Raw genomic sequence first — 22,632 nt, forward strand, 5'->3', positions numbered from 1 at the left:
GAGAATCCTGAGCCCGCGCGCCGTAGGCGTTCCGAACGTCGCCTGCGAGCTGCGCCTTTTCCTGAAATTTCTATTTTTTAACCAACATCTTGGCTGTGTCGTCGGAGGGCGGGACCGCTCGTTCCGGAAAAGCGAGTACCCGGCCGGGGCGGGCGGAAATAGGATCGATCACGCCCGAAAATCCGTGAAAGCAACGGGTTGTTGCAACAAGAGCGATGTCGCACGTGAACATGATCCTCTCGCGCCCGAAGGCGCCCGTCACGCAACCTGCCGCCGGACCCGCGGCACACTCGCGCGGAACGACGCGCGGCCTGCTGGCCCGCTTCGCGCCGCTGACGGGCGCTTTGGCGCTGTGGTCCAGCGCTGTCTTTGCCGCCGCGGGGCCGGCGCCTGGGGGCGACCCCTACCACGCGCGCGTCGCGGAGGCGGGCTACGGGCACAAGTTCGCCGAGGTCAACGGGGTCAGGCTGAGCTACTGGGAAGGGCCCGACAATGGCCCGCCGCTGGTCCTGCTCCACGCCCAGTTGCTCGACTGGTACGCCTACAGCCGCGTGCTGCCGGGCCTTGCGGGCAAGTTCCATGTCTACGACATCGATTACCCCGGCCATGGCGAGACGGTCACGCCCGCTGACTACCCGATGACCGCGAATCGGATCGGGGCGGACCTGGGCGACTTCATCGCGGCGCGGATCGGCCAGCCGGTCTTCGTCACCGGCAATTCCTCGGGCGGGTTGCTGGCGACCTGGCTGGCGGCGAACCGGCCCGAATGGGTGCGAAAGGCGCTGCTCGAGGATCCGCCGCTGTTCGCTTCGCAATATCCGGCGATCAGGCAGACCGTCGCCTACAAGGCCTTCGCCACCAGCGAAACGGCGGTGCGCACCGATCATCCGGACGATTTCCTGCTTTACTGGATCGCGCAAAGCAAGCCGTTCTTCCGCAGACACGCGGGGCCGGGCGTTGCCTTCGTCCTGACGCGCGCGGTCACGGCTTACGAGCGCAACCACCCCGGCGAACCGGTCGAACTGCCGCGCCTTGCCGCAAGGAACGCGACCGTGTTCATGATGATCCGCGGGCTCAGCCAGTATGACCCGCGCTTCGGCGCGGCGTTCTACGACGGCACCTGGAACGCGGGCTTCGACCATGGTGCGGCGCTGGCGCGAATTCGCTGTCCGGTGCTGCTGATGCAGGCGAACTGGTCAGTCGGTGCGGACGGCATGCTCGAGGGGGCGATGACCCGGGAGATGGCCGATGCGGCAATGGCGCGCCTCAGGCACGGCGAATATGTGCGCGTCGACGCCGGGCACGTCGTCAATCTCGACAAGCCCGCGCTCTGGCTGGCAACGGTCGAGCGCTTCTTCCTCGGTTGAGCCTGCCCGGCGAAGCGGGGACCGGCCGCGCGCCTTGGCGGGCGTGGCCGGTCCCCCGGTCCGGCTCAGGGCATGGCGACGTAGATCGCGCCCAGCACCGCCACGATTACGCTCAGGAAAATGCCTGCGTGGACGAAGTCGCGCGCAGCGAAGCGGTCGTGATGGTCCGCGCGGTATGCGCGGTAGTGCGCTGCCACGCGCGGATCGGAGGCGAGGGTGCCCAGGTCGAGCGGAGTGGCGACGCGGCGGAACCAGCGGTGGATTGCCTCGAGCTCCTCATCCGAGAGCTGGGGATAGCGCACGAGCAGTTCGGCCACGTGCGCACGTTCGTCGTCGGCGACGACGCCGGCGTTCTTGGGGTTCATAAGTGGATAGGTCCTGAAGATACGGGAAACGGGGCCTGCACGGGGCAGGCCGGCGTCGGTGTTCTTCAGGCGCGGGGCGGGGCCGTGGCGTCGGGTGGAGAGCCGGGGCGGCCGCGCGGAGGTGGCGCGCGGATCGGGGCGTGCGCGAAGGCGGGCGCGGGGCGGACCGCTTGCGCGAGCGGGCGAGGATGCGCAGCTGGCTCGAGCCTTGCCTGCGGCGGCGCAGACCGGGAGACCACCGGCTTGGCGGCCTGCTCGCGTTGGGAGACCAGCGCGAGGTCGAGCGTGGCCGCGCTGAAGGCGGAGCCCTGCGTGCGTTCGAGCGGGGCGCGGATCGGCTCCAGGGCCTGCACGCCGATGGCGCAGAGCAGCGCCAGCGCGAAAAGGCGCAAACTGGCGAGGCAGGGGAGCTTGAAGGTCACCCGCACCGATCTAGTGTGGCGCAAGCGCACCGGCAAGGGCGCTGTGCGCGCGCAGGGGGTGAAGGGGGCTGGCGGGACGCGCAAAAGAAGGTTACTCCCGCTCGACCGATTATTACTCCCTTTCCTAAAATGCATACCAGGAGACCTAACAAATGCGTCGCACACTCCTCGCGGGCGCCTCGAGCGCGGCAGCGGCTTTCGCGTTCCTGCTCAGCCCGAACGCGCAGGGCGCCGAAGTGGCGATGCCGGTGATTTCGGCTGAGAACGCGGCGGTAACCCCGCTCCCCGAGAGCGTGCCGAGCAACCTGCCGCGCACTGCGCGTCCGGTGCACTACGCGATCCAGATCCAGCCCGACGCCAAGGCGCTGACCTTCGGCGCGAGCGCGGCGATCGATCTTCAGGTCTTCCAGGCGAGCAAGACCCTCGTCCTCAACGGCAACGAGCTGACCGTGACGCGCGCGCGGCTGGTTCCCGCAGGTGGCGGCAAGGCGCTCGACCTCCAGGTGGCCGCCGACGCGGAAGCGCAGACGCTCACCTTCACCGCACCCAGCGCCATCGCCAAGGGCCGCTACCGGCTCGAGCTGGCCTATACCGGCGTGATCGGTCGCCAGGCGGCCGGGCTCTTCGCGCTCGACTATCCCGATCCGGCCACCGGCAAGGACGTGCGCGGGCTGTTCACCCAGTTCGAGGCGCCCGACGCGCGCCGCTTCGTGCCCAGCTTCGACGAGCCGGCCTACAAGGCGACCTTCGACCTTTCCGCGGTGGTTCCCGCCGACCAGATGGCGATCGGCAACATGCCCATCACCAAGACCGAGGACCTTGGCAACGGGACCAAGCGCGTCACCTTCGCGACCACGCCGCGCATGAGCAGCTACCTCCTCTTCTTCGCCACCGGCGAATTCGAGCGCGCGGCGATGAAGGCCGCCGACGGCGTCGAGACGGGCATCGTCGGCCCCAAGGGCACGGGCGCGCAGATGGGCTATGCGCGCGATGCGATGGCCGAGGTGCTACCCTACTACGACGACTACTTCGGCGTGCGCTTCCCGCTGCCCAAGCTCGACAACGTTGCCGCACCGGGCGCCTCGCAGTTCTTCAGCGCGATGGAGAACTGGGGCGCGATCATGACCTTCCAGCGCCTGCTCCTGCTCGATCCCAAGCTGACCAGCCCGTCGATCAAGCAGGGCATCTATTCGGTCCAGGCGCACGAGATGGCGCACCAGTGGTTCGGCGACCTCGTCACCATGGCCTGGTGGGACGACATCTGGCTCAACGAAGGCTTCGCGAGCTGGATGGCGGCCAAGGCGACCGCGCACTTCAATCCCGACTGGAACTGGCTGCTCGGCCAGATCGACGGGCGCGAGGGCGCGATGGCGCAGGATGCGTTGCCCACCACGCACCCGGTCGTCCAGCACGTGCGCACCACTTCGGAGATGGAGCAGGCCTTCGACGGGATCACCTACGAGAAGGGCCAGGCGGTCATCACCATGCTCGAGCACTACGTGGGCGAGGACACCTGGCGCGCGGGCCTGCGCGGCTACATGAAGACCCACGCCTTCGCCAACACCCAGAGCAAGGACTTGTGGTCGGCGATCGAGCAGGCGGGCGGCAAGGACGTCAACCGCATCGCACAGGCCTTCACCACCCAGCCCGGCGTGCCGCTGGTGCGCGTGGAGAGCGTTTCGTGCCAGGGCGGCAAGACCACGCTCCAGCTTTCGCAGGGCGAGTTCTCGACGCGCAACACCACCGGCGAGACGCAGAGCCTCTGGCCGATCCCGCTGCTGCTGAGCGCGCAGGAAAGCAAGGACGGCGACGTCCAGCACCTGATGACCGCGCGCCGCGAGACGGTGACGCTCGAGGGTTGCGGACCGGTGCTCGTCAACGCAGGCCAGCTCGGTTACTACCGCACGCTCTATTCGAAGGAGGCGCTGGCCGCGCTGGTCAAGGACTTCGCGGGGCTCTCGTCGATCAACCAGTACGGCCTCATCCGCGACAACATCGCGCTGGCCTCCTCGGGTTACCAGGACATGGGCGCCGGGCTCGACCTCATGGCCGCGGTTCCTGCCAAGGTCGATCCGGTCATGGCGGGTAACCTCGCGGGGCTCTGGGCGAGCTTCTACGACGTGCTCGAGGCCCCGGCCGACAAGGCGGCGCTGGCCACCTTCGCCTCGGCCCGCTTCGCGCCGCGCCTGAAGGCGCTCGGCTACGATCCGGTGGCGGGCGAGCCGCTGGTCGACACTGCGCTGCGCGGCGATCTCATCCGGCGCCTGGGCGCCATGGGCGATCCCGAAGTGGTCGCCGAGGCGCGCCGCCGCTTCCGCCTGCTGGCCAGCGACCCCCACGCGCTCGACGGCCCGCTCAAGGCGACCTGGCTGGCGGTGGCGGCCAAGAATGCAAGCGCGCAGGACTGGGCCTTGATGAAGCAGCTCGCCGTCGGGGCGGGCTCGATCGTCGAGCGCCAGATGTACTACGCGGCGATGGGTTCGGCGAAGGACGAGGCGCTGGCCAAGCAGACGCTCGAGCTTGCCATTTCGGGCACGCCCGATGCCACCAGCGGCTCGCAGATGATCGTCGCGGTGGCGGGCGATCATCCCGACCTCGCCTGGGAGTTCGTGCGTGCGCATGGCAAGGAGACCGACGCGCTGATCTCGAGTTCGGGCCGTCCGCGCTTCCAGGCCGCGCTGGTGCGCAATTCGAGCGACCCGGCAATGGCCACGAAGCTCGAGGCCTTCGCCGCGACGCTGCCCGAGGACCAGGCCAAGCCGATCAACCAGGCGCTCTCGCGCCTTGAGGAGCGGCTCAAGAACCGTCCGCGCATTCGCGCGCAGATCGCGGCCTGGCTGGCCCAGCGCTGAGGCGGCAGGAGCGCGCGGCTCAATCCCGCTCGGCTTCGCCTTCAGGGGTGAAGCCGAGCGGGTAGCGGCCAAGCGCGAAGAGGATCGCCACCGCGAAGAGCAGGAGCACGCTCGAGAGGTAGATCTCGGGCGCGTATGTGCCGAAGTGGTCGAAGATCGCGCCGTAGATCGCCGGCGCGAACCCGGCGCCGAGGCCGAAGATCGCGTACTGGATCGCATAGAGCTCGCTGAAGTGGGCCTGCCCGAAGTAGCGCGCGGTCATGAAGGCGACGAGGTCGAACTCGGCGCCCGCGACGAGGCCCAGCGTGACCACCGCGCCGATCATGATCGAGGGTGTCAGCACCGGCGAGGCGAGCAGGGCGAGCGCGCCGATCGCGGGCACCACCAGGATCGCGCAGACCAGCGGCGCCCAGATCCGGTCGAGCAGCAGCCCCGAGACGATGCGCCCCGCGGTCACGCTGATCGCGAGCCCGGCGAGCGCGGTGGCCGCCGTCGCGGGCGAAACCTCGCGGGCAAGGAGCAGCGGGTAGAGGTTGGGCAGCAGCCCGCTCACCGCGAAGGCAAGCGCCATCGAGCCCGCGGCGAGGATCCAGAAGCGCACGCCGCGCAGCGCCTCGCGCACGGGCATGCCGCTTGCGGGAAGGGCCTTGGCGCGGCCTGCCGCGCGCGGGGCGGGCATGCGCAGCCAGAGCCAGAGCACCGGAATGGCAAGCACGATCGGCAGCGCGCCCAGCACCAGGTAGCCCCCGCGCCAGCCCATCGCCGCGATCGCGCTGGTGAGGAGGAAGGGCATCAGCGCGCCGGTCAGGCCCGTCGCCGCGAGCGCGAGGCCGAGCGCGATGCCGCGCGTCTCGACGAACCAGGCGTTGATCACTTTGGCATAAGTCATCGGCAGCGTGCCGAGCGAGACCACCGCCAGCACCGCCCAGGCCAGGTAGAAGGCAATCAGGTTCGAGCCGATCGCGGCGATCAGCCACTGCGCGAGGCCCAGCCCCAGCGTCGAGGTCAAGGCCACCTTGCGCGGGCCCACCTTGTCGACGAGCCGGCCGACGTGGCGCCCGAGCAGCACCAGTCCGATCGGGGCGAGCATCAAGGTGCCCAGTATGTCCGCGCGCGACCAGCCCAGCGCGGCCTCCAGCGCATTGGCCATGATCCCGGCGGTATAGGGCGCGATCGGCGAGAGACCGAGGCCCAGGCCAAAGGCGCAGGCAAGAAGCGGGCGCCAGCCCTCGCGGAATTCGTCGCGGCCGCGGCGGCTCGGGGGGGATCGGGTCATGCTTTCGGGGGGGCCTTTGCAAGTGGGATCGGCGGCGTGCGCGCAGTGCCTTTACGGTGTGTTAGCGCGCCTGCCATCCGAGACAAGGCGTAGCGACGGGACGCGGACAGGCGAGGGCGGGGCGAGCGAACCTCCGCATCCCGGATAGTTGAACCGCGCACAATCGACCTGGAGCCCGGGTCAAGTCAGCCTCGGGACATGACACGGCCTCCCGAATCATCGCCAACCGCTCCGGTCGAGACGACGTGCGCGGACTATCTCGCGCAGACCATCGTCGAGACCGGTTGTGGCACCGTCTTCGCGCTGGCCGGGGCGACGCATGCGCCGCTGCTCTTTGCGCTCGAGGACCGGGGTGCCACGATCGTGGGTGGGCGGCACGAAAGCGGCACGGTGGGCGCTGCCGACGGTTATGCCCGGCGCACCGGGCGCACCGGCTTTGCGCTCATCGTTGCCGAACAGGGCCTTGCCAATGCGATGACCGCGCTGATGACCGCCGCACAGGGCGAGACCCCGCTCGTCGTCATCGCCACCCGCTTTCCCGACAGCTGGGTCGAGCCGGCGGCGCAATACGCGGTCGACCGGCACGAGCTGACCGCGCCCTTCCTCAAGTTCAGCCGCACAGTCCCTTCGCCCGACCGCATCGGCGAATACGTCCACGCCGCGATCAAGGCCGCCAACGAAGGCGTGCCGGGGCCTGCGCTGCTGATCCTGCCGCTCGACTTCATGGGCAAGGTGACGCAGAGCCTGCCGCGCCCGACGGCGCCCGTGCTGGCCTTGCCGGGCGCCGAGGCGGGGGCGATCGCGGCGATGGCCGCGCTGCTCGAAGGCGCCGCGCGCCCGATCATCGTCACCGACAACCGCGCCGCCCAGTCGGACACCGCAGGCGCGCTGACGGCGCTTTCGCGCATGGGCATTGCGGTGCTGGGCAATGGGCTGGGACGCGGGCTCGCGCCCGAAGTCGCGCCGCATGGCTATCCCTGGCCTTACGCGCAAAGGGCCGCCGCCGAGGCCGACCTCGTGCTGGTCGTGGGCGCGCGCATGAACCTGTGGTTCGGCTATGGCCTTTCGCCGCGCTTTGCCAAAGGCGCGCGCTTCATCCATCTCGACAGCAGCGCCGAGGCGATCGGGCGCAACACCGATGTCGAGCTGGCGGTCGTCGCCGATCCGGGGCGCAGCCTCGACGCGCTCGCCGCGCGGCTTGGCGAGCAGGGCTTCGCGCGCGATCCGGCCTGGATCGAAGAGGCGCTCGCCCCGCGTGCGCAGTGCATCGAGGCCTTGCTCGGCGAATATGGCGAGAACCTGCACCCGGTCGCGATCGGCGCCGAACTCGACCGGCATCTGCCCGAAGAGCGTGTGCTGGTGTGCGACGGGGCGGATTCGGCGAACTTCACCCACGCGCGCATGCGGGTGAACACGCCGCGGGCCTACTCGGACCTGCTGCCCTTCGGCGCGATGGGCGCAGGCTTTCCGATTGCGGTCGGCATGGCCGCGGGCGAGGCGGAGGACGCGCGCCGGCAAGGGCGCGCGCCGGTGCCGGTGGTGCTGGTGACCGGCGACGGTTCGCTGGGCTTCTTCCTCGCCGAACTCGACACGCTGGCGCGCGGGGCCATCCCGCTCACCATCGTTGTCTCCAACGACGGCAAGTGGGGCACCGAATACCACGGACAGGCCCTTGCCTACGGGCGCACCTCGAATACCGAGCTGGGCCAGTCGGACTACGCCGCTATCGCGCGCGCCTTCGGCATGTCCGGGGTGGTGGTCTCGACCCGCTCGCAGCTGTCCGACGCGGTGCGCGCGAGCGTTGGCGTCGAAGGGCCCATGCTCATCGACGCGCGCGTCGACACCGACAGCGGCCGTATCCGCAAGACCGAACCCTTGCTCGGCATGATCCTCTTCGAGGACATCCCGAGCCACTGATCCCTTTGCGCCTCAATGAAAACAAGACCTGCCTGTGGAGAGGCACCAGAACACAACACATCACGGGGAAAGCACATGACCAAGATTTCCGGTTGGCTTCTTGCCGGCACTGCGCTTGTCGCGGCGGCCCCGGCACTGGCCCAGACGACGTCCGATACCGCTGAGGCCCCGGCCGCAGGTGGCTACGGGGGCGACATCGTGGTGACCGCCGAGCGCCGCGAGACGACCCTCCAGAAGACGCCGATCTCGGTGACCGCGCTCGACGACAAGGCGCTGGGCGACCTCCAGATCAGCCGCACCGCCGACCTCCAGCGGGTGACGCCCAGTCTCTCGGTGACGCAGGGCACCGTCGATCCCACCACGCTCACCATCTTCATGCGCGGCGCGGGGCAGAACGCGGGGACCTGGGTGGGCTACGAATCCGCCGTCGGCCTCTACATCGACGACATGTACTTCGCGAGCCTGACCGGCGCGAACCTCGATCTCGCCGACCTCGAGCGGATCGAGGTCCTGCGCGGCCCGCAGGGCACGCTCTACGGGCGCAACACGCTGACCGGCGCGATCAAGTACGTGACCAAGAAGCCCTCGGACACGCCTTATGGCGATTTCGAGGCCGAAGCGGGCGCCTACAACATGAAGCGCCTCAAGGGCACGGTCTCGACCCCGCTCTCGGACGATTGGGCGCTGCTGGTGAGCGGCAACTACTACGACCGCGACGGCTACTACGACGCCCCCGCGCTCGGCCGCGACGACTACGGCTATTCCAAGGAATATGGTGCGCGCGCCGCGCTCAAGTACATCGGCGCGGGCCCCTTCGGGCTCTACGCCACCGCGTTCTACTCGCGCGCCAAGAACGACGGCTCGGTCGGCCTTGCCACCAATCCGACCACGCTCGCGCCCGCCGCCTCGGATCCCTACACCTATCTCAGCCCGCTCGACGGCTACGGCGATGCCGAGACCTATGGCGGCGACCTGACGCTGAGCTATGATCTGGGCGGGGCGACCATCAAGTCGGTCACCGGCGTGATCCACACCAGCGAGGACTTCCTCGCCGACACCACCGCCGGGCGCCCGACAAACACCGTCGAGGGGCCCTACGACCTCGGTTTCGACCGGCTCGAGTCCGCCGCCGCACGCACGCAGATCTCGCAGGAACTGCAGATCCTGGGCGATACCCTTGGCGACAAGCTGCATTACATCGGCGGTCTCTACTACTTTCAGGAGAAGGGCCATCAGGGCCGCGACGACTACCTGCTGGGCGTCTACGACCTGCTCCCGCAGATGGTGCACATGAAGACGCAGAGCTACGCCGCCTACGGCCAGCTCACCTACGACCTGACGCCCACCCTCTCGGCGGTCGCGGGCCTGCGCTACACGCATGAGAAGAAGTCGGTCGACGGATACCAGCAGAACAACCTGACGACCGTTCTGGCAGACCGTACCTACGGCCTGATCGACGCGAGCCGCAGCGCCAATGCCTGGACCCCCAAGTTCGGCCTGAACTGGCAGGCGACCCCCGACGTGCTGGCCTACGCCAGCGTCTCGCGGGGCTTCCAGGGTGGCGGGTTCAACTACCTCGCGCTGGTCAGCCCGACCAACTACGAGAACGGCTTCGACCCGCAGACGGTGTGGGCCTACGAGCTGGGCCTCAAGACCACCTTCCTCGACGGCCGCGCGCGCCTGAACCTTGCCGCCTACCGTAACGACTTCTCCGACATTCAGACCAACGTCGTCGTCAACGGTTCGGCGCTGACCCAGAATGCGGGCACCGCGCGCGTCCAGGGCCTGGAGGGCGAGTTCTCCTACGTGCCGGTGCGCGGCTGGACGCTGTTTACCACGGGGGCCTACAACGACGACAAGTACCTCGACATCGACCCGGCCAGCTCGGCGGCGGCGGCGGGCGCGACGCGCCTGCCCAACGTGCCGCACTGGCAGGCGAGCGCGGGCTTCAGCGGGCGTGTTCCCGACGAGAAGCTGGGCGCGCTGCTGGTTGGCGGCGACTGGTCCTACCAGGGCGGCAAGTACCTGGGCGGCACCAATGCGCCGATCACCTACATGCCCGGCTACCAGATCGTGAACGCCTACGTCGGCTGGGCGCCGCCGGTGGCAAGCGACGTGGAAGTGCGCTTCTCGGTCGCCAACCTCCTGAAGGAGCAGTACTACGTCTACGGCAACGTGCTGGGCGCCTACGGTATCCGCAGCCCGGGCGAGCCGCGTACCTGGAAGGTCTCGGTCAAGTTCAGCTACTGATCGCACCGGCTGCACGGCAGGGCCGCGCGGGCGCGAGTTTCCTCAGGAAACTTCGAGACCCGGCGCGGCCTCGTGCATTTCAAGGTTCGCGGGTGCGCTTTCCTTGCCGGTGCGCGGGTTGTCGCGCAAGAGCGTGTCCTTGATGCTGGCGTCGGGCTGGGCTTCGAGCGAGCCGTAGGCCAGCACGAAGATCCGCCGCTTCGCGGACTCAAGCAGGGCGCGGCGCTCCTCGGGCCCGGAAGCTTCGGCTTCGGCGCGGTCGAATCCGGCGATGGCACCGATGCGCAGGCGCGTCATCGTGTTCGCCTCGCGCGCGGCGCGCACCGTCGCCTGCGCCGAAAGCAGTCCGGTCTGCGCCATCGCGAGGCGGGTACGGTGGGCATCCATCAACCAGGCGCCGCGATCGCGGCCCTTGGGCCCCGGCAGGAATTCGGCGACGTCCTCGGCAAGCCGCGCCTCGACGGCAAGGTTGGGCAGGTCGAGCAGGGCATTGGTCAGCGCGCGCGCGTTGAATTCGGCGATACGCCCGTGCGAGAGGAAGGCGTGGACGTGGTGGGTGATCTCGCGCGCCTTGTCCTTGACCACGTCCTCGATGCTGGTCGTGGCCTTGGGGTTGAAGGTCCGGGTGCGCATTTCGGCGACCGCCTCGCCCAGCGCCTGCGCGTTCACCGCGCGCGCCAGTTCGGCCTCGTTCACCTCGGCAAGGCGCTTGGTGACGAGTTCCTTGCCGTATTCGCGCCCGATCCGCGCGGCGGCTTCCCAACGCAATTGCGGCGCGGCGGGCCAGGCGACGTTCGAATCGCGGATGATCTTCGACTGCGCGCGGGCCTCTCTGGCGTCGAGGTGGTGAACGAAGTCGCCGAAGGCGGCGCCGAAGCGGTCGCACGGGTCGGACGAGCGGTGCATGGCGTCCCGGCTCGCGAGCATTTGCGCGATGTCCTGCTCGGTGGCAATGCCGGCAATGCGGCGCAGGCGATCGAAAAGGGCCATTCACTGTCTCCGGGTTTCCCCGGGGACATAGTGAATGGTTTACAGTGCGTTAAGTACGTTCTCGGGGGCGTGCCAGAAAGGGGCGGTTTGCGAAGGCGCGCGCGGTGCGAAGAAGCGCGCAGACGTCCTGCCCGCGCTGCGCCGATGTGCGCGCAGGGTCCAGCGGGCACGCAGCGACGCGCCGATGTGGCGGGTTGCTTGGCCATCGGCCCTGAGCTGCGCGAGCGCGCTGGCAAGTTCGCCGCGCCCATAGGGCGAACGCGGCCAGACGCCAGCGGGAACGCCTTCGAATTGCCGCATCTGGGCCATGCCCGCCGTAATGGCGGCACGATCATCCGCCAGTCTTGCCAGCATCTCGGTTTCGCTCAAGGGGGCGCCCGCGTCCGCGAAAAGCCGGAGCAACGTGGCTTCGAGGCTTTCGGCATGCAGGGCGAGGAGGGCCTCCTCGAGGTGCAGCGCGATGTCGAGCAGGCGATGGCGCAGCGCCGCGGTGCGCGCCTCGATGGCGGCCGCGGTCGACGCCATGCGGGTCACGGCCGGGCGCACGTCGGGGTGCAACTCGTCTTCGCCCGGACGGCCGATCGCACGGCGCACGTGCGCGCATTCGCCCGCCAGCGCGCCGAGGTGGCCGCGCAGCACGGCGAGGCTCTCGCCACGCCGCGCGAGTTCGGCGGGGCTCGCCTGGTCAAGGTGGAATGCAAGGGTTTCGAGCTCGAGCTCCCAGCGGCACACGTCCTCTTCCTCGCGGTCGAGCGTGACGGCGGCGGCGATGAGGCTCTCGATGTCGATCTTCATGAAATTCACCAGTGACGCCCGGATCGTGCCCCGGACGACAACCGAACTAGGTGAAAATCCTTTAAGACTGGTTGCTTGGCACGATTGATCACGGCGCGATCGGGAAAGGGGGGAGACCCCCGTCCGAGCGGTCCGGCTTGCCAGAGGTGTTTCCCGCAAGGCGGCAGTTCAAGATATCGCGCCAGCACGAGAGGTGACGGATGTAGTCGGAACACTGGCCCGAAAGTCCGCACCGGGTTGCAGATAGCCGGATTGCTGCAGAGCGATGCTTTGGTTGGTTGCCGCCCGAAAAGGCGATATTCTTGCTGCAAATGGTGCAGCCAAGTGCGCAGCGACGGGCCGTGCGGCTCCCGCGATTGGCATTCTGCGCTTGACAAGTCCCACTTGGGACCATTTACTGACGCTCTCTGGAGGCTGGCCCGGATGTCATGGCCCCGCCGCATGTCGAGGTAAGTGTGCAATACAGAACCGACATTTCCGGCACGCGCCACACATTCCGTTCGCTCGGGCACGTTCTCGCGTGCGCTTCCCCGCTCCGCTCAGGTGACGTTCTGGCGGGTCTGGCGGCCGAGAATGCGGAGCAACGCGTTGCCGCGCGCTGGGTTTTGGCGGATCTTCCCCTGACGGTCTTTCTGGAAGACCTGCTGATCCCCGCCGAGCGCGACGAGGTCACCCGGCTGATCCTGGAGCGGCACGACGCCAGGGCGTTCGCACCCATTCGCCACCTGACCGTGGGTGGCTTGCGGGAATGGCTGCTCGACGAGACCACGCAAAGCGATGCGCTGCGTTCGGTCGCCAGGGGAATAACACCCGAGATGGCCGCGGCGGTCTCCAAGGTCATGCGCAACCAGGATCTTGTGGCGGTTTCGCGCAAGGTCGAGGTCACGACCTCGTTTCGCAACACGATCGGTTTGTCCGGGCGCTTGTCGACCCGGCTTCAGCCCAATGATCCCACCGACAGCCCGCGCGGGATTGCCGCCGCGATCCTCGACGGCCTGCTCCTGGGATCGGGCGATGCGGTCATCGGCATCAACCCGGCGACCGATGATGTCGCGAACATCGGTGTCTTGCTGCACATGCTCGACGAGATTCGCGAGGCGCTGGCGATCCCGACGCAGAGCTGTGTCCTGACCCACGTGACGAACACGCTCGAACTGATCCGCAAGGGCGCGCCGGTCGACTTGTGCTTCCAGTCGATCGCGGGAACGCAAGCCGCGAACGAGGGCTTCGGCATCTCGCTGTCCCTGTTGCGCGAAGCCTGGGACGCGACGCTGGCGCTGAACCGCGGGACGCTTGGCCGTAACGTGATGTATTTCGAGACCGGACAGGGATCGTGCCTGTCCTCCGATGCGCATCACGGGATCGACCAGCAAACGCTCGAATGCCGTGCCTATGAAGTGGCGCGCAGCTTCGATCCGCTGCTGGTCAATTCGGTGGTCGGTTTCATCGGCCCGGAATACCTCTACGACGGCAAGCAGATCCTGCGCGCGGCGCTGGAAGACCACTTCTGCGGAAAGCTGCTCGGCCTGCCGATGGGGCTCGACATCTGCTACACCAACCATGCCGAAGCGGACCAGGACGATATGGATGTGATCGCGACGGTCCTGGGGGTGGCAGGCGTGAGCTTCATCATGGGTATTCCCGGCGCCGACGACGTGATGCTGGGCTATCAGTCCACCAGTTTCCACGATGCGCTTTATCTGCGGGACGTATTGGGATTGCGGCCCGCACCCGAATTCGAGGATTGGCTCACGTCTATCGGCATTTTCGATCCGGCCGGTCGCCTGGCCGCCACGCCGCGCCTCCCGCAACTGGCCTCCTCGCCCGCACTGGCCGCACTGCTGTGAGTGACGAGCGCAAGCTCGCCCCTGAGGCACCGCCTACACTGGCGGAACGCATGCGCGCGGCGACCAGCGCACGGGTCGCCATCGGACGCATCGGCAGTTCCATTCCGACCCGTGCCGCACTCGACTTTCAGCTGGCGCACGCGCGCGCGCGCGACGCCGTGCATGCGCAGTTGGACGCGGGCGCCTATGGCAGCACGCTCCACGGCCATCCCGTTCTCGAAGTCTGCAGCCAGGCGGCCGATCGGGGGCAATATCTCATGCGGCCCGATCTTGGCCGCAGGCTCGCGCCCGGCATGGCCGAGCGCCTGTCCCCGCACCGTTCGGACCTTGCGATCATTCTGGCGGACGGTCTTTCCGCGACGGCGGTGCGCGCGCATGCCGCAAACCTCGTCGGCGCGATCCTCGCGCGGGCGCAGGATTGGCAGGTGGGCCCGATCATCGTCGCGCACCAGGCGCGCGTCGCGCTGGCGGACGAGATCGGCGAGGCGCTGAAGGCGAAGATTTCGGTCATCCTGATCGGGGAGCGCCCGGGCCTCAGCGCTGCGGACAGCCTGAGCGCCTACATCACCTGGCAACCGCGCAAGGGGCGGCTCGACAGCGAACGCAACTGCATTTCCAATATCCGCCCTCCGCATGGGTGGCGCATCGAGGATGCCGCCGGGGAGGTGCTGCGCATAGCGCGAGCAGCGCGTCGGATCGGCTGCACGGGCGTCGGGATGATCGCCGAACAATCCGCTCACCAGGGACCCGTTCTCGAGGGCTGACAGCGGCCTCCCGGTCCTGCACCAAGGCCCCGTGATGCGTGCATGAAATTACGCGAATACAATGAATTGATGGGGCTGCTTGCGAGGGCCTTCAAATAGTTGAATTGACCATTGACACAGTCCCATATGGGCTCAATAGTCGTCCCATATTGTACTAAATAAGATTCGCTGCAGAGCTGGAACGATCTCTGTGGTCGCGCGACATGTGTCTCGCGGCAACGGGCCCGTCTGGTCTGGCAAGCGATACAAAACAGGGAAGAAGCGGATGGATCATTCCACCAGGCGCGACCGGTTGATCGGTTTTGCGCAAGCCTATTTGCAGGCGCTGATCAGGCACGATTTTCGCGGTCTCAAGATTGCCCCCAACTTGCGCAACACCGAGAATTGCATCCCCTTGCCTTTGGGCTGCGGTGCGGCACGTACGGCGGTGGGCTTGCGGGAAGGCGGGCAGTTCTTCGTCGATATCGAGGCAGGACAGGTCGAATATTGGGGGGTGCTCGACCAGATCGGCGGGGAAGTGATCTATGGCGTGCGCCTCAAGATCGAAGGCCTGCTGATCAGCGAGATCGAGACGATCCTCGTGGGCAACACCGATCCTTATTACTTTCCGGAAGTGATCCAGGCCCAGGATGCCGGGTTCCACGAGGTTGTGCCCGAGGACAAGCGGGCGACACGCGCCGAGTTGATCGAGATAGCGAACCGCTATTTCGACGGGATCGAACAGAACGACGGCCAACTTGTCCCGGTCGAGGGCGATTGCCTGCGTCTCGTCAACGGTGCGGAGGATACCGTTGCCGACGTCTCCGAACTGGGCGCCTCGGAAGCGCACCGCGCGCTTGGCGTGCAGGTTCAGATGAGCGAGGGCCACTACGCCTACATCGAAGCCCTGCGTGGGCGCCGCTTCCCGATCGTCGACACCGAGCGCGGGCTGGTGCTCGCGCACGTCCTCTTCGACCACCCCGGCGACATCGTCAAACCCGATGGCTCGGTGCCGTTCGGCAAGCCGAACACGATGCTCGCCTTCGAGGTGTTCAAGGTGGTCGACCGGCAGGTCCGGGCGGTCTGGGCGATCTGTTACTCGGTTGGTTACGGCATCGCGAGTGGATGGGGCGAGGGAGAGCGACGGATCTCGATCGCAATCTGATTTCAGGTGGACATCGCCGCACAGTCATTTTTGGGGTTTGTATATGCTTGAGCGTCCTGATTTTTCGATCGATCGTACCGGTACGACCCGTAAGGCCCTGGCCTTTGGAACTTGCCTCGCCGCTCTGGTTCTTCCGCTTGCCGCGCAGGCGCAGGAGAACGCGCAAGGCGGTGACATCATCGTCACGGCCCAGCGCGATCCCACGCTGGCCTCCAAGACTCCGATCGCGATCACCGCGATTGGCGGCGATGCCCTGCTCAACAAGGGCGTGACCAACGTGGTCCAGCTGGCGAGCGAGGTTCCCAGCCTTGAGATCAACCGTTACTTCGGCCTCCAGATCACCATTCGCGGCGTGTCGAATTCCGACACCACCGCCAAGGGCGACCCTTCGGCCGCATTCCTGCTGAACGGCGTCTATGTCGCGCGGCCCCAGGCGCAGGAAGTCAGCTTCTTCGACCTCGACCGCGTCGAAGTGCTGCGCGGCCCGCAAGGGACACTGTACGGCCGCAACTCGACCGCGGGCGTGATCAATGTCATCAGTCGGCGGCCGGGCGACGTGTTCGAGGTGACCGGCAACATCGGCTATGGCAACTACGACAACCGGCAGGCCGACCTGGCCGTGAACCTGCCGATCGGCGACACCGCCGCCATTCGCGTGGCAGGCTCCTACGACCGGCGCGACAGCTACTACAGCAACGCGCCGGGCGACACCTACAGCGCCGACCCGTTCAAGGACAACAAGTCGCTGCGCATTTCGGGCCGGTGGGACATCACTCCCGATCTCCAGGTGCTGGTGATCGGCGACTACACCTCGCTCAAGGGCATCCCCGAACTCTTCGTCGAGGGCAGCAGCTTCTACGCGACCGGCGCCGATGGCGACACCGACAACCGCGTCTACGTGGCCTCCTCAAGCACCTCGGACCGTCTCCAGCGCGGCTATTCGCAGACGCTGGACCCCTATGCCGATGACCACAGCTATGGCCTGCACGGGGAACTGGCCTGGAACATGGGGCCGGTGACCGCGACCTACATCGGTTCCTACCGCCGTTTCACCATGGACGAGGCCTATACCGACCTTCTCGGCCAGGTCGCCCCGACCTACACCAATCAGGAGTACGATCAGTACTCGCACGAGCTGCGCTTTTCGCTCAACGATGTGCGGGGCCTCAAGCTCCAGGTCGGCGGCATGTACTTCAACGAGAAATCCTACCAGTACTTCGACCAGCCCGATTACTACGGCTTTGACCACTTCATCCTCGACTATGGTCCGACCAAGTCCAAGTCCTACGCCGTGTTCGGCCAGGCCACGTACAGCCTGACCGACACCTTCCGCCTGACCGGGGGCCTGCGCTACACCCGCGACGAGAAGTCGCAATTCGGGTTGGTGATCCTCGACATCGGGGGCGTCGAGATCCCTTCGGCCGGTGGCGCTTCGGTGTCGTTCTCGAAGGCGACCTGGCGCGTGGGCCTGGACTATGACCTGTCGCCCACCAACCTGCTCTACGCGACTGTCTCGACCGGCTACAAGGCGGGCGGCTTCAACGACGGTTGCCTGGCCGGCTCCACCCCCGGCGGGCAGGACTGCGGCACCCCGCTTTCGGCCCAGCAGCTGTTCTACGAACCCGAAACCATCACTGCCTACGAGGCCGGGCTCAAGGGCCGCACCACCGATGGCAGCTTCCGCTATGCACTGACGGGGTTCTATTACGATTATCGCGACCTTCAACTGAGCACGACGACGTATTTCCAGGGCGCCGCGGCACAGCTGATCCAGAACGCGGGCAAGGCGCGGATCTACGGTCTCGAACTCGAGGCGACGCTGCGGCCTTCGCCGCGCAACACGCTGTCGATCTTCGCCAGCCTGCTGGATGCGAAGTACACCGAATACCTGCCGCTGGGCGCCGATGGTCCGGACTATGCGGGTCGCCCGCTCGACCGCTCGCCCAAGAGCGCGATCACCGCGAGCTACACGTATTCGCTTCCCTTTGCCTCCGGTGCCTCGCTCGATCTCGACCTGCGCAGCAAGATGAGCGCATCCTATGTGCTGGGCAGTTCGAGCACGGTGCAGATGCTGCGCCAGCCTTCGTTCACCCGCACCGAGGCGTCCGCGACGTACAATGCGCCGGGTGGCCGTTGGTACCTGCAGGGCTATGTCCGCAACATCGAAAACGACATCCAGATGAGCGCGACCACCAACATCTCGGGCGTGCTGGCCATCGTCCCCACCGATCCGCGTACTTACGGCGCGCGCCTCGGCTTCCACTTCTGATCGCTCCGGCGAACCTTCGATCAATCATCCCGGCCCTTCGTGGTCGCAACCATACCGGGAAGTCAGACACATGTACCCGTTCAAACCCGGCAACTTCGCACCGCGCAACGGTTGGTACGTCGCCGCGTTCATCCACGAGATCGGCGAAGAACTTGTCGAGCGCTGGATCCTGAACCAGCCGGTCGTGCTCTATCGCAAACACGATGGGGAGGCGGTCGCGGTCAGTGGCCGCTGCCCGCATCGGCACTTCCCGCTCGGCAAGAGCCGCCGCGTGGGCGATGCGATCGAGTGCGGCTACCATGGCATTACCTTCGATGCGCGCGGCAAGTGCACCTTCGTGCCGAGCCAGACGAGCATTCCCGGCGTCTACAGCATCCCGGCCTTTCCGCTCGTCGAACGCGGGCTCTGGGCCTGGATCTGGATGGGCGATCCGGACAAGGCCGACGAAGCGCTGATCCCGACGCTCGAGGAGATCGACTTCGAGGTGCCCGGCCTGATCCCCCACGCCTTCTTCGCGTTCGAGATCGACGGGCGCTACCAGCTGCTCAACGACAACCTGCTCGACCTCTCGCACCTCAGCTACCTTCACGGCACCTCGATCGGCACCAAGACCGATGCCGAGACACCCGAGGTGCGCGATGTCAACGACCGCCGCCTGTCGAGCCGGCGCATCATGAACAACACCGAGATGACGCCGATATTGATGGAGCTGACCGACTATCGCGGTCCGATCGATCGCGTTTCGGGCATGGATTTCTTCTTTCCCGGATTTCATTCCGGCATCGGCGATTTCAGGATTTCCGAAGGGCAGCCGGGGGCGGGCGACTATCTCAGCAAGGGGCGCGTGTGGCATGCCGTGACCCCGGCCACGCGCAATAAATCGCACTACTTCTTCGCCATGACCATCAGCGACCCGCAGGAGATCGAGCGGACCAAGGCGGTCATTCAAAAGGTTCTCGACGAGGACATCCTGGCTACCGTCGAGATCGAACGGATCGTTGGCCAACTCGACGAGATCCCGCAGGAACTCATGCTCAAGAGCGACACCACCGCAGTGATGGGCCGACGCATTCTCCAGGCGATGATGGACGCCGAGAACGCCGACGCGGTCTGATTGCCTGGCTTGCCGAAATGAACGGAATGAATTCGATGACTGCATTTGACGCCGAGCGTGAACGCAACCGCCTGATTGCGGTGCTCGACACATACCTGGCTGCGCTCGTGAGCCGCGACTACAGCGGCGTTCGCCTGTCGCCCGACTTGCGCCACACCGAGAATACCTGCGAAATTCCGATCGGAACCGGCTTTGCCCGCTCGATCCGCGAATGGTGGGACAAGCGCCACTACTTCACGGATGTCGAAACGGGGCAGGTCGTCGTGTGGGCTGCGGCCGAGGAAAACACGCGCCAGACCATCGTCGGCATCCGCGCACGCGTGGAAGGCAACATGATCTGCGAGATCGAAACCCTGTGCTCGCGCGGGGAAGGCGAGTTCTTCCAGCCCGAAGTGGTTGTGAGCGGACCGGACGGCCTGCACGACGTGATCGCTCCCGAGGCACGTTCGTCGCGCGCGGCGATGGAAGCGATCATCCACCGCTACTTCGACGGGATCGAGCGCACCGACGGGGAGATGGTCCCGGCGACGCAAGCTTGCGTGCGCCTGGTCAACGGCGGCGTTGACGCCAACGCCGACGCCACCGGATGGGACGAGTCCAAGCAATATCGCGGATATTCGATCCAGCGCCAGATCGCCGAGGGCTATTACGCGTACATCGAGGCCCTTCGCAACCGGCGGGTGGTCGTGGTGGACGAGGCGAGGGGGTTGATCGTCGTGCACCTCCTTTTCGATCACCCCGCCGATCCGCGTCGGCCTTATTCGCCGGTCTATTTCCCCGATCCCAGCACGGTTCTTGCTTTCGAGGTCTTCAAGATCCGCGATGGGCTGATCGAGATGGTGACCGCGATCGGGGCGCTGTTCCCCTATGGGATCCGTTCGGGCTGGGGCGATGGCGAAGCCCGTCGCCTTGCAGCGTGGGCGTGACGTGACCGCGATGGCGAGGTCCAACCCGACACACGATGACGTGCAGATGCCATCCGGCCCGGCCCGGTCCGCCCGCTTCTATGGCTGGAAGCTCGCGTTCCTGCTGTTCCTGGGCATGGCGATCAATACCGCGCTGCCGATATACGCGCTGGGCCTCCTCAACGTGCACATGGCCGACGAATTTCAGCTCAACCGCGCGACACTGGGAACCGCCTTTGCGATCTACATGCTGATGACGGGGCTGCCCGGACCGTTGACGGCCCGGCTCATCGAGGCGGTTGGCATCCGCTGGACGCTGGTGATCGGCAACGCCATGCTGCTGGCCGGTTCGCTGGCGATGGGGCTGCTGGTCACGGGGCCGATCGGGCTTGTCCTTGCGGGCGGCATTCTGCTGGGCGGGGCGAGCGCCGTCGCCGGGCCGATTCCGGTCCAGACCCTCGTCACGCGCTGGTTTTCGCGCAGGCGCGCGCTGGCGATGGGGCTCGTCCTGGCCGGAGGGGGGGTGACCGGCATGGTGTTCCCTCCGCTGCTCGAGCAGGCCGTCGCGACGAGCGGATGGCGCTCGGGCTGGTGGTACGTGGCGCTTCTCGCGGCCTTCATCACGCTGGCAAACCTCCTGTTCGTGCGCGAGAGCCCCGAGGATCTCGGCCAATGCCCCGACGGGGGCGAGGCGGCCGTGCGCGGTGGCAGGAAGTCCCGGCGCGAAACGGCCGCGCGCGTCTACCAGACGAGCGAGCAATGGGTCATGCGTGACGTCATGCGTTCGCGCACCTTCTGGCTGCTCCTGATGTGCTCCACCGGGGTCAGCGCGGTCTACACGATCTTCTACGCCCAGGCCGTGCTCCAGATCCGCGATCTTGGCTACTCGACCCAGACGGCGGCCTATCTCGTCTCGCTTTCGGTCGGGGCCGGTTTTGCCGCGCACATGCTGATCAGCTTCGTCGGGGACCGGATCGATCCCAAGTCGATCTGGGCGGCAAGTCTGTTCCTGCAGGGGGTGGGTATCGGGCTTTTCGCCGGCGGCGCCACGCCGTGGCAGCTCTACGCCGCGATCGCGTGTCTTGGCATCGGCAACTCGGGGGCGATTCTGAGCCTGATCATGACCTTCAGCAACTGGTTCGGCGTGCACGCTGCGCCGTTCGTGTTCGGCTTTGGTTCGGCATTCTCCGCCGCGTGCGGAGCGCTGGCACCTGTCGCTTCGGGCTACAGCTATGACCAGAGCGGCAGTTTCGCCCCGGTATTCTACGCCATTTCGGTCTTCTGCATCGGGGCTGCGATCATCTTGTGGTTCACCCGGCCGCCGCACCTCGCACAGCCTGCATCCCGTCGAACCCCAAAGCTCAATACTCCGTGACGTAGCGATCCAAGCCAAGCGAGAGGCGTGTCTGCCAGTTCTGGAGCAACTTGCGCAGGATCGTGTCGAGCGTGGTCTTCTCCGCCTTCGTCAGGCAGCCGAACATCTCTTCCTCGCGGTCTCGGAACACCGCAGCCGCCTTCTCGTAGGTCGTGGTGCCAAGGTCCTGGATCGTCAGGACCGATCGCCGCCGGTCGGTCTCGTCGACGCAGCTCGATACCAGGCCATCGCGAACGAGGCGGATCACGCCGCGGCTGATGCTGTTCTTCGGGCGCCCGGTAAGCGCGCAAATCACGTTCGCGCTGAGCCCACCCCAATAGTGAAGGCTGGCCAGGATGCTCATCTCGTCGCGCGATATTCCCAGTTCATTCGCCACGAGCGCGGATGGTGTACTGGAGTAGAAATTGCCCAGCACGATCATGCGAAAGCCGTACCACACGTCGCTTTGGGCAAACATCGTGTCGCGAATTCGCGAAATTTCCTCGGCCTCGACTTGCGCGAGAGACTGGCGTTTCGATCGAGCTACCATTCCATCCATTCTTCCGTTGGCCCGGCGGGGCGAACACTCGGCTTGAGATCATCGCATGCAGGCTTGCTCTTGCTCGGGCATTCCTGCAGGATGACACCTCCTGCCAGGGCCGATCTTTAATCCCAATCCACGAGTTATCAAGTCCCATTCGGGACTATTTTCGTGTGATCTCCTGACCCGACATCTCACCGTTTTCCCGGCGCATCATGAAGTGTGGCCCGAATGTCGTACGGGCGCGAGGAAGGGTGGATTTCAAGGGACAGCGCCGGCGCGGAGGGTCCTGTCCGGCATCGAAGCCGCTGCGCCAGTTACCCCTGGCGCTGCTCCCGGGCCTAAAATCCAAATGTCTTGGACTTCTGCTTATCCGGGTCACCCCGGTGTGCAGCGGCGCGCGTGGCGTTGCGCAAGTCGCAACGATTTCATCTGGCCAGGGTCATTGTTGGCAAGGTGC

At 66.6% G+C, this 22,632-nt stretch carries 17 protein-coding genes; 11 read left to right on the forward strand and 6 right to left on the reverse strand.

Annotation, left to right across the window (positions count from 1 at the left end; all coding sequences use genetic code 11):
• Positions 1–215 precede the first annotated feature (215 nt).
• Complete coding sequence (locus tag HT136_RS20245; protein ID WP_214201669.1) at positions 216–1,367, forward strand: alpha/beta fold hydrolase; 1,152 nt, start codon at positions 216–218, stop codon at positions 1,365–1,367.
• 65 nt (positions 1,368–1,432) lie between these two features.
• Here the strand turns inward: HT136_RS20245 and HT136_RS20250 are convergent, their stop codons facing one another.
• Together HT136_RS20250 and HT136_RS20255 are read right to left on the reverse strand one after the other, a co-directional pair.
• A complete protein-coding gene (locus HT136_RS20250; protein WP_214201670.1) occupies positions 1,433–1,732 on the reverse strand; it encodes a hypothetical protein in 300 nt (99 codons plus the stop codon).
• A 65-nt stretch (positions 1,733–1,797) separates the two neighbouring features.
• On the reverse strand, positions 1,798–2,154 hold the full coding sequence (locus tag HT136_RS20255; protein WP_214201671.1) for a hypothetical protein: 357 nt from the start codon (positions 2,152–2,154) through the stop codon (positions 1,798–1,800).
• 152 nt (positions 2,155–2,306) lie between these two features.
• On the opposite strand from HT136_RS20255, the gene HT136_RS20260 reads away from it, so the two are divergent.
• Complete coding sequence (locus tag HT136_RS20260) at positions 2,307–5,006, forward strand: M1 family metallopeptidase (protein WP_214201672.1); 2,700 nt, start codon at positions 2,307–2,309, stop codon at positions 5,004–5,006.
• A gap of 19 nt (positions 5,007–5,025) precedes the next feature.
• On the opposite strand, the gene HT136_RS20265 is transcribed toward HT136_RS20260, so the two are convergent.
• Entirely contained in the window at positions 5,026–6,282 is a 1,257-nt protein-coding gene (locus HT136_RS20265) for an MFS transporter (RefSeq protein WP_214201673.1), read from the reverse strand.
• 198 nt (positions 6,283–6,480) lie between these two features.
• On the opposite strand from HT136_RS20265, the gene HT136_RS20270 reads away from it, so the two are divergent.
• Both HT136_RS20270 and HT136_RS20275 read left to right on the forward strand, forming a co-directional pair.
• The gene (locus HT136_RS20270) at positions 6,481–8,199 is read left to right on the forward strand and encodes a thiamine pyrophosphate-binding protein (RefSeq protein ID WP_214201674.1); all 1,719 of its coding nucleotides are present in this window, start codon (positions 6,481–6,483) and stop codon (positions 8,197–8,199) included.
• A 75-nt stretch (positions 8,200–8,274) separates the two neighbouring features.
• The gene (locus HT136_RS20275) at positions 8,275–10,449 is read left to right on the forward strand and encodes a TonB-dependent receptor (protein WP_214201675.1); all 2,175 of its coding nucleotides are present in this window, start codon (positions 8,275–8,277) and stop codon (positions 10,447–10,449) included.
• A 42-nt stretch (positions 10,450–10,491) separates the two neighbouring features.
• On the opposite strand, the gene HT136_RS20280 is transcribed toward HT136_RS20275, so the two are convergent.
• Complete coding sequence (locus tag HT136_RS20280) at positions 10,492–11,439, reverse strand: hypothetical protein (protein ID WP_214201676.1); 948 nt, start codon at positions 11,437–11,439, stop codon at positions 10,492–10,494.
• A 39-nt stretch (positions 11,440–11,478) separates the two neighbouring features.
• Entirely contained in the window at positions 11,479–12,234 is a 756-nt protein-coding gene (locus HT136_RS20285) for a hypothetical protein (RefSeq protein WP_214201677.1), read from the reverse strand.
• Positions 12,235–12,662: 428 nt separating this feature from the next.
• On the opposite strand from HT136_RS20285, the gene HT136_RS20290 reads away from it, so the two are divergent.
• From HT136_RS20290 to HT136_RS20320, 7 genes are all read left to right on the forward strand, one after another.
• Positions 12,663–14,081 (forward strand): ethanolamine ammonia-lyase subunit EutB, encoded by a 1,419-nt coding sequence (locus tag HT136_RS20290; RefSeq protein ID WP_246543999.1) that lies wholly within the window; start codon positions 12,663–12,665, stop codon positions 14,079–14,081.
• Positions 14,078–14,845, forward strand: coding sequence for an ethanolamine ammonia-lyase subunit EutC (eutC, locus tag HT136_RS20295; protein WP_343222259.1), 768 nt, complete (start codon positions 14,078–14,080; stop codon positions 14,843–14,845). Before HT136_RS20290 ends, eutC begins: the two co-directional genes overlap by 4 nt.
• A gap of 265 nt (positions 14,846–15,110) precedes the next feature.
• The gene (locus HT136_RS20300; protein WP_214201680.1) at positions 15,111–15,989 is read left to right on the forward strand and encodes a DUF8021 domain-containing protein; all 879 of its coding nucleotides are present in this window, start codon (positions 15,111–15,113) and stop codon (positions 15,987–15,989) included.
• A 43-nt stretch (positions 15,990–16,032) separates the two neighbouring features.
• Complete coding sequence (locus HT136_RS20305; RefSeq protein ID WP_214201681.1) at positions 16,033–18,258, forward strand: TonB-dependent receptor; 2,226 nt, start codon at positions 16,033–16,035, stop codon at positions 18,256–18,258.
• A 70-nt stretch (positions 18,259–18,328) separates the two neighbouring features.
• Positions 18,329–19,372: a Rieske 2Fe-2S domain-containing protein gene (locus HT136_RS20310; protein WP_214201682.1), complete on the forward strand. Its 1,044-nt coding sequence runs from the start codon at positions 18,329–18,331 to the stop codon at positions 19,370–19,372.
• Between the two features lie 35 nt (positions 19,373–19,407).
• Complete coding sequence (locus HT136_RS20315; RefSeq protein ID WP_214201683.1) at positions 19,408–20,298, forward strand: DUF8021 domain-containing protein; 891 nt, start codon at positions 19,408–19,410, stop codon at positions 20,296–20,298.
• Positions 20,264–21,652 (forward strand): MFS transporter, encoded by a 1,389-nt coding sequence (locus HT136_RS20320; protein WP_214201684.1) that lies wholly within the window; start codon positions 20,264–20,266, stop codon positions 21,650–21,652. The genes HT136_RS20315 and HT136_RS20320 overlap by 35 nt, the downstream gene beginning before the upstream one ends.
• On the opposite strand, the gene HT136_RS20325 is transcribed toward HT136_RS20320, so the two are convergent.
• Positions 21,639–22,181: a MarR family winged helix-turn-helix transcriptional regulator gene (locus HT136_RS20325; RefSeq protein WP_214201685.1), complete on the reverse strand. Its 543-nt coding sequence runs from the start codon at positions 22,179–22,181 to the stop codon at positions 21,639–21,641. The genes HT136_RS20320 and HT136_RS20325 overlap by 14 nt on opposite strands.
• Between the last annotated feature and the right edge of the window lie 451 nt (positions 22,182–22,632).

The organism is Novosphingobium profundi, from assembly GCF_018491765.1.
GTDB classification, from domain to species: domain Bacteria; phylum Pseudomonadota; class Alphaproteobacteria; order Sphingomonadales; family Sphingomonadaceae; genus Novosphingobium; species Novosphingobium profundi.

Bases quoted from the DNA above. Each gene is read 5' to 3' on its own strand.
- HT136_RS20245 (WP_214201669.1), top strand. From the start codon at position 216: ATGTCGCACGTGAACATGATCCTCTCGCGCCCGAAGGCGCCCGTCACG.
- HT136_RS20325 (WP_214201685.1), bottom strand. From the start codon at position 22,181: ATGGTAGCTCGATCGAAACGCCAGTCTCTCGCGCAAGTCGAGGCCGAG.
- HT136_RS20280 (WP_214201676.1), bottom strand. From the start codon at position 11,439: ATGGCCCTTTTCGATCGCCTGCGCCGCATTGCCGGCATTGCCACCGAG.
- HT136_RS20300 (WP_214201680.1), top strand. From the start codon at position 15,111: ATGGATCATTCCACCAGGCGCGACCGGTTGATCGGTTTTGCGCAAGCC.
- HT136_RS20285 (WP_214201677.1), bottom strand. From the start codon at position 12,234: ATGAAGATCGACATCGAGAGCCTCATCGCCGCCGCCGTCACGCTCGAC.
- HT136_RS20260 (WP_214201672.1), top strand. From the start codon at position 2,307: ATGCGTCGCACACTCCTCGCGGGCGCCTCGAGCGCGGCAGCGGCTTTC.
- HT136_RS20265 (WP_214201673.1), bottom strand. From the start codon at position 6,282: ATGACCCGATCCCCCCCGAGCCGCCGCGGCCGCGACGAATTCCGCGAG.
- HT136_RS20310 (WP_214201682.1), top strand. From the start codon at position 18,329: ATGTACCCGTTCAAACCCGGCAACTTCGCACCGCGCAACGGTTGGTAC.
- HT136_RS20250 (WP_214201670.1), bottom strand. From the start codon at position 1,732: ATGAACCCCAAGAACGCCGGCGTCGTCGCCGACGACGAACGTGCGCAC.
- HT136_RS20270 (WP_214201674.1), top strand. From the start codon at position 6,481: ATGACACGGCCTCCCGAATCATCGCCAACCGCTCCGGTCGAGACGACG.
- HT136_RS20290 (WP_246543999.1), top strand. From the start codon at position 12,663: ATGGCCCCGCCGCATGTCGAGGTAAGTGTGCAATACAGAACCGACATT.
- HT136_RS20315 (WP_214201683.1), top strand. From the start codon at position 19,408: ATGACTGCATTTGACGCCGAGCGTGAACGCAACCGCCTGATTGCGGTG.
- HT136_RS20275 (WP_214201675.1), top strand. From the start codon at position 8,275: ATGACCAAGATTTCCGGTTGGCTTCTTGCCGGCACTGCGCTTGTCGCG.
- HT136_RS20305 (WP_214201681.1), top strand. From the start codon at position 16,033: ATGCTTGAGCGTCCTGATTTTTCGATCGATCGTACCGGTACGACCCGT.
- HT136_RS20320 (WP_214201684.1), top strand. From the start codon at position 20,264: ATGGCGAAGCCCGTCGCCTTGCAGCGTGGGCGTGACGTGACCGCGATG.